Here is a 4,573-nt window from a genome sequence, read left to right on the forward strand (position 1 = left end):
CATCGGCGGGTGGGTCGGCACGGTGGCATCGTGGCGATGGGTGTTCGCGGGCGAAGCCGTCGTGGTCGTGATCCTGCTGCTGTTCGTGGGACTCATCCCGGCCACCGCCCGCAGGAACGCCAGCCTCGACGGGCGCGGCGTGCTGCTGTCGATCACCGGCCTCGGGCTCGGGGTATTCGCGGTGCTGCGCTCGAGCCAGTGGGGGTGGGTGCTGCCCGGGCCGAACGTGCCCAGCGTGGGCGACACCGAGGTCGCCCCGCTGGGTCTATCCCCGACCCTGTGGCTGCTGATCGTGAGCGTCTTCCTGCTGCTGGCGCTCGCCCGGCACGAGCGCCGGCTCAAGGCCGCCGGCGGAGAGCCCCTGATCGACATGGACCTGCTGACCGTCACGCCGCTGCGCGCCGGGCTCATCATGTTCGCGGCCCAGCAGTTCATGGTGATGGGCACGTTCTTCATCATCCCCATGTACCTGCAGACGGTGCTGGGCTTCGACGCCTTCACGACCGGAGTCACGATCCTCCCGCTGTCGATCGCTCTGCTCGTGTGCGCCCTGCTCGGCGCCGCGCTGGTCAAACGCATCCGGCCGCGCCTCATCGTGCGGCTCGGCGTGATCGCCATGCTGCTCGGGGAGCTCGTGATGCTCGCGTTCATCGGGCCGGATCTTCAGTCTGTCGGGTTCGCGACCGGCTTGGCGCTGGTGGGGGCTGGCCTGGGCCTGCTCGCGTCGCAGCTGGGCAACGTCATCATGTCGAGCGCTCCGCGCGGGAAGGGCGGCGAGGCAGGTGGGCTCCAGGGCACGGCGCAAAACCTGGGGGCGTCGTTGGGCACGGCGCTCGTGGGCTCGGTCCTCATCGGGGTGCTGGTCCGGCAGTTCTCGGTCACCATGGGCGACCTCGACGGCATCTCGGACGAGGTGCGGGTCGCGGCTCAGGATGCGCTGGCGCAGAACGCGAATTTCGTGTCCTCGGCTCAGGTCGAGGCGGCTGCGGCCGAGGCCGGCATCCCCGCGTCCGAGGCGGCGGCCGTGGTCGAGGCCTACGAGCGCGCACAGCTCACCGCGCTGCGCGGGGCCCTCGCTGGGATCGCGCTGTTCGCGGTCGCCGCGCTGGCCTATCTGCGGACCATCCCGAGGTCGCTCGCCGCCGAGCACGAGAGCTTCGAGGCATCCGGCGACGTCGCTGGTGGCGGCGAGGGCGAGCGCGCGTCCTAGCGCTCCTCGCCGCTCCGCGCGGCACGCGTCACGAGAACGCGGCCAGCACGCCGCATCGGTCCTGGGTGTACAGCAGGATCTCGCCGAGCGCGGCGGCGCCCGTCACTGCGGACTCGAGCGCCGCGGCGTCACCGAGCACGGCGACCATGCCGGCGTCGTACTCGGCGATCGATCCGGCGCTCGCGGCCAGCTCCGCCTCGGCGGAGGCGAAGCCCTCGAGGTACGCGGCGTAGTCGTCGATGGCCGCGTCCATCACCGCCGTCGTGACGGCCGCACCCGCGTCGTTCCATGTGCCAGCGTCGAGGGCCGCCTGGGCGTCGTGCCAGTGCTCCACGGACGCGGCGATCGACTCGACCATGATCGCGCCCTGGGCGTTCATGACGGCCACGTCGCCCGAGTCGTCCTCCTTGCCCGTCTCGGCGCTCTTGAGGTCCGTGGCGTCCAGCAGCGCGCGGACGGCTTGCGCTCCCGACTCCGCGCTGGCGCAGAACAGGCCCCCGCCCGCGGTCGCATCCCCGTCACCAGTCGCGTCCCCGTCGGCGGTCGCGTCCCCGTCGGCGGTCGCGTCCTCATCAGACGTGCCGGCATCCGCAGCGGGGGAGGCGCTCTCGGCCGCCGGCTGCGAGCCCTCCTCCGCGGGCTCGCCACTGGCGCTATCGCGACACCCCGCGACGAGAAAGGCCAGGCAGAGCACGGGAATCGTGAGTCGGGGCGTCATGCCCCGGAGTGTTCCATAGACCCGCGCGCGGCCCAAGTGCCGGGCGCCGGCGGGTCGCTCGCTCGTCGGCTCAGCGGTGGACGACGACCTTGCCGATCATGGTGCCGCCCTCGACGAGCCGGTGTGCCTCGCGCAGGCCGGCGGCCGAGAAGTCGCCGATCCGCTGGCTTGTCGTCGGCACGATGTCCCCCGCGTCGACCATGTCGGCGACAGTCGCCAGGATGCGCCCCTGCTCCGCGATGTCCCAGGCGCCCCAGCGGGCCCGCGCGAACATGTACTCCCAGTGCATCGATGCGGACTTGGCGAACAGCGGCTGCAGGTCCTCGCCGGTGCCGTCGATCGACACCACGTGGCCGAAAGGCTTGAGCAGCTTCGCGTAGGCGCGGATGTTGCCCGGGGTGTACGACGAGAACACGTACTCGATGCCCGCGGGAGCCAGCGCCGTGACCGCCTCCACGAGGTCCGCGTGGTCCACGACCGCATCGGCCCCCAGCCGGCGGCACCAGGACGCCGACTCCTCTCGCGACGCCGTGGCGATCACCCGCAGGCCGGTGAGGCGCTTGGCGATCTGGGTGAGGATCGAGCCCACGCCGCCCGCGCCGCCCACGATCAGCAGGGTCCCCGCGTCCTCGCGGTTGAGCCGCAGGTGGTCGAACAGCCCCTCCCACGCCGTCAGGGCCGTGAGCGGCAGCGACGCCGCCTCGGTGGCGCTCACCGAGGCGGGCCGGCGGGCCACGATCCGATGGTCGACGGCCTGCAGGTCCGCGTTCGACCCGTCGCGCGTCGCATCGCCAGCCCACCAGACCTCGTCGCCGACCTCGAAGCCCTCGACCTCGTCGCCGAGGCCCACGATGGTGCCGGAACCGTCGTATCCCAGCACCCGGGGCTCACCCGCGGGCACGCCGCGGCCGTAGCCCCCGCGCCGCTTCTTGACGTCCACCGGGTTGACGGACACGGCGTCGACGCGGATCAGCAGGTCGGCGGGCCGGGGCGTGGGGTCGGGCAGGTCGACGTCCTGCAGGGACGCCGGGTCGTCGATGGGCAGCGGCTCGAATGCGGCGATGGCGTGCATGGGATCTCCTTCGATGTCCGGTGTGGTCGGCGGTGGGGCGGGCGCCTACCCGGGGCCCAGGCGAGCCTCGATCGCGTCGGCGGTGTGCGCGGCAACCTCCCACGCGAGGCCCGTGGCGGTGAGCGCATGGGTGACCGCGAGGCGACGGCCGGCGTCGCGTGCGACCGCGCCGTCCGCGACACCGGCGAGGCACGTCAGGACGGCGTGCTCGACCAGCCACGCCACGGTGGTCTCGGGGACGTCGAGCCGCATGCCGTGGGTCGCCGCGCCTCGGGCGACGGCATCGGCAAGCAGCAACCGCACCGGATCCAGCGCGCGCTCGACCTCGGGGCGCATGTCCGAGCGCATCCACATGGCCGTGAACGGGGCGACCGGCGCCTGGTCGTCCCACAGGCGGCCGACGAGCAGGCCGACCTGCTCGGGCGGAGTCCCGTCCTCGAGCACCGCCGCATCGGCGATCCTGCGAGCTCCGCGCAGCACGACCGCCTGGATCAGCGAGTCCCGGGTCGGGTAGCGCGACCGCACGGTGCGTGCGTCGGTGCGCGCCGCCGTCGCCACGCGCTCGAGACTGGCGTGAGGGTCCGCGCCCAGGACGTCCACGGCGGCGTTGAGGATCGCCGCGTCGCTGGGGACCACGGTCACGGAGCGGCGGCGCAGCCTCACGGGACGATGCCGTCGATCGCGCGCGTGTACCGGTCGGTGATCGAGTCCCACAGGGCCTCGGCGTCCGCGTCGATGCTGCGGCGCGCCTCGTCGGCCTCGAACCACGCCACGGACTCGTGGATGGTGTCGCGGAACCAGTGACGTGTGTCGAAGTCGGGGACCGCGCTGCGCAGCTTCGATGTGTCGAACACGCCCGCGTTCATCTTGTCGCCCTTGATCGGCCCCTCGAAGGCGTCGCGGTCGAAGCGGATCAGGACCTCGGTGGGCACGTATACGGTCTGCGCCTCGAGCGCGTCGCGCGACACTCCCGCGGCGTCGGCGACATAGCCGTGGATCTGGTTCCACGACAGGACGTCGTCGCCCGTGATGTGGAAATCCTCGCCGATCGCAGCCGGGTTGCCGAGGAGTCCGACGAGCCCGACCGCAAAGTCGCGGTGATCGGTGACGGTCGCCGTGCACGAGCACCTTGCCGCCGCGCCTGAGCCGCTCGACGATGGTCCACGGGTGCGACCACGACGTGATCCCGAAGATGATGTCCGAGTAGCCGTAGGTGTGCGACGGCCGCACGATGGTGAACGGGAAGCCGGTCGCGGCGCCGGCGTCGCGCAGCACCTGCTCGCAGGCGGCCTTGTCCCGGCTGTACTGCCAGTACGGGTTCGACAGCGGCGTCGTGTCCTCGCGGACCACGTAGTGCGAGGGCGGGGTCTCGTACGCGCTCGCCGAGGAGATGAACACGTACTGCCGGGTGAGGCCGTCAAACGTCTCGATGTCTGCGGCCACGTGGTCGGGGGTGAAGCAGATCCACTGGACCACGGCGTCGTACTCGCCGTGCGCGGCGACATCGGCCGCCACGGCCTCGCGGAGGGCCTGAGCATCGTGCGCATCGGCGTGGATCACGCGCGCGCCCTCC

General features: G+C 72.2%; 5 protein-coding genes and 1 pseudogene. 1 reads left to right on the plus strand and 5 read right to left on the minus strand.

The features are described from left to right. On the plus strand, nucleotides 1-1,210 hold a 1,210-nt coding region (locus tag QZ483_RS12815; protein WP_297084613.1), incomplete at its 5' end, for an MFS transporter. 28 nt (nucleotides 1,211-1,238) lie between these two features. Here QZ483_RS12815 and QZ483_RS12820 read toward each other — a convergent pair. The 5 genes and pseudogenes from QZ483_RS12820 to QZ483_RS13630 all read right to left on the minus strand — a co-directional run. Beyond that, nucleotides 1,239-1,928, minus strand: a complete 690-nt coding sequence (locus QZ483_RS12820; protein ID WP_297084618.1) for a hypothetical protein — start codon at nucleotides 1,926-1,928, stop codon at nucleotides 1,239-1,241. 70 nt (nucleotides 1,929-1,998) lie between these two features. Beyond that, nucleotides 1,999-3,000: a zinc-binding alcohol dehydrogenase family protein gene (locus tag QZ483_RS12825; RefSeq protein ID WP_297084621.1), complete on the minus strand. Its 1,002-nt coding sequence runs from the start codon at nucleotides 2,998-3,000 to the stop codon at nucleotides 1,999-2,001. A 45-nt stretch (nucleotides 3,001-3,045) separates the two neighbouring features. Beyond that, complete coding sequence (locus QZ483_RS12830; protein ID WP_297084623.1) at nucleotides 3,046-3,663, minus strand: hypothetical protein; 618 nt, start codon at nucleotides 3,661-3,663, stop codon at nucleotides 3,046-3,048. Then, nucleotides 3,660-3,968, minus strand: a complete 309-nt coding sequence (locus QZ483_RS12835; protein ID WP_297084625.1) for a hypothetical protein — start codon at nucleotides 3,966-3,968, stop codon at nucleotides 3,660-3,662. The genes QZ483_RS12830 and QZ483_RS12835 overlap by 4 nt, the downstream gene beginning before the upstream one ends. 283 nt (nucleotides 3,969-4,251) lie before the next feature. Continuing rightward, nucleotides 4,252-4,560 (minus strand): annotated as a pseudogene (locus tag QZ483_RS13630) (NAD-dependent dehydratase); the annotation flags it as partial. Nucleotides 4,561-4,573 lie beyond the last annotated feature (13 nt).

Origin of the sequence: uncultured Demequina sp., assembly GCF_913055775.1 — a bacterium.
In the GTDB taxonomy this organism is placed as follows: domain Bacteria; phylum Actinomycetota; class Actinomycetes; order Actinomycetales; family Demequinaceae; genus Demequina.

What these genes read in the sequence shown, in the direction of transcription:
- QZ483_RS12820 (WP_297084618.1), bottom strand. Translation starts at nt 1,928, where the DNA reads ATGACGCCCCGACTCACGATTCCCGTGCTCTGCCTGGCCTTTCTCGTC.
- QZ483_RS12825 (WP_297084621.1), bottom strand. Translation starts at nt 3,000, where the DNA reads ATGCACGCCATCGCCGCATTCGAGCCGCTGCCCATCGACGACCCGGCG.